The sequence below is a fragment of the Sphingobacterium kyonggiense genome, assembly GCF_039536825.1.
Taxonomy (GTDB): Bacteria; Bacteroidota; Bacteroidia; order Sphingobacteriales; family Sphingobacteriaceae; genus Sphingobacterium; species Sphingobacterium kyonggiense.
In genome coordinates, this window is the sequence record NZ_BAAAZI010000010.1 from 1 (window position 1) to 1,767 (window position 1,767).

Sequence of the window (1,767 nt, forward strand, 5' to 3'; positions counted from 1 at the left end):
GGCCTGCCGCTAGCGTTCATCCTGAGCCAGGATCAAACTCTCCATTGTAGAATGAAGTGTAAGATCGAGACTATTTATAAAAAATAGAATCGTCTTCTAATATTAAAATATCTGATTTCCCGGTTCCGATCTGGTTGAATTGATTTAAAAATCTTTTTGTTCAACTTTCGTCTTTCGACTACTCGCTGCGCTACATGATCATTATTTCTTAAAGAACTTTTCGCCTCCGCTTCACGCTTCGGCTGCTTTCTATGTTGTCGGGTTGACCGTCGGTCGCACCCTTTAACTCTTCTTGTTTTTTGCGGCTTCGAGCGTCGCGCTCTGTGCCGTTCCCCGTAGTTGGGACTGCAAAGGTAGGGAATTTATTTTAAGCTGCAAAATTTATTTTAAAATATTTTTAGAAGCTTCTTTTTTGATTGATAGAACAAAATGCATTTGATGCATTCTGAGCCATCCATTCCTTCCTTTATTTCAGTGGCCGTGTGGCCGTCCCTCCCTTGCGGAGTGGTGCAAAGATAGGGACTTTGGAACCGTATTTCCAAGACCCAGAGTGAACATTTTTCTCGGTAACGCCGTAACTCGCTAGACTATTGGGAGATAATTTTATCCAGCGGAACCGAAAATGTGCAGAAAATGCCGACATATGGTCGAAACCATGTCCAGGGGCAGCTTTTGGAAAGATTGGATCGGGAAGGGAATTCCCAAATCCGTCCGTACTGTCACCGTCCTATCGGGAATGTGCTTCTGGGCGGATTCCGAGGGGTTCTGTTCGACACTCCTTCGGATCTCCTTCGGAACTCGTTCGGAACTCCTTCGGATCTCGTTCGGTTAGAAGCGAACGAGATCCGAAAGAGATCCCTATCAGATCCGAGGAAATTCCTTGGGAGTTTCGAAGGAAAACGGGGGAAATTACGGGTTGCATATGAATTATTGTGGGGTCATTATATTATCTAAACCGAAAAAACAAAATGGAGATACTAATAAAGTAAGGAAAGTAGGATTGTAAATAATTATTGGAAAGACAAAGCTCTTCCTTTAACATATTAAATAGTATTCCGCAAAGGTATAGTCTATAATAATAGAAAGAAGATGCCCCAACAGCTAAATATACCTACCTAATCCTTCCACAGATAAAGAGTAAAGAATCCACCTTATCTATATAATGATTAAGTTCATCATCGTAAAAAGTGGGGTTTTGGATGAAATATACCCTATTTGAGGTATTTCAAAGCGAAAAAAAGGCGATTAACTTTATTAAAAAAATCAATTATGAAAACTAAAATAACCTTAAAGACAGTATTGTTGCTGCTATGGATCGGGATGGTCAATACGGCAATGGGGCAATACACCGCAGGTGCAGGATCATTTGATGGTGTTTGGGCAGGCGTATTAAAAAACAGTTCGGGCAGTAAATCCACTGTTTTATTAAAAATCAATGGGGGAAGTACGGTGAGGTATATGTACAATGAGGATACGGATAAATTTGAACCAAGCAGCTTTGAGAAGCAATCTTCTATGTTGCTTGGCAACAATTTTATTTTTACCTGGATGAATAAAGGAGGCGTATGGTCAGAAACCCAAACACACATGATATCCTACCTTAAGCCAAAAAGTTTGTATTGCCGATTAATTCGACAAGTTACCAATGCACAAGAGGATGAAGATAATCCGGGAATAAACAACGAATGGTCTACAACATTTGAAGGTTTATTGGAACATTTCAGCAGTATGGCTGAATTTGAGCGAGCCATGGCAAATTAACATAAA

1 protein-coding gene is annotated in these 1,767 nt (G+C 40.4%); it reads left to right on the plus strand.

Annotation, left to right across the window (positions count from 1 at the left end; all coding sequences use genetic code 11):
• The first annotated feature begins 1,269 nt into the window (after positions 1 to 1,269).
• On the plus strand, positions 1,270 to 1,761 hold the full coding sequence (locus ABD676_RS11700; protein WP_344674869.1) for a hypothetical protein: 492 nt from the start codon (positions 1,270 to 1,272) through the stop codon (positions 1,759 to 1,761).
• Positions 1,762 to 1,767: the final 6 nt, after the last annotated feature.

Excerpts from the sequence above, each read along its gene's own strand:
- ABD676_RS11700 (WP_344674869.1), top strand. The coding sequence starts at position 1,270 with ATGAAAACTAAAATAACCTTAAAGACAGTATTGTTGCTGCTATGGATC.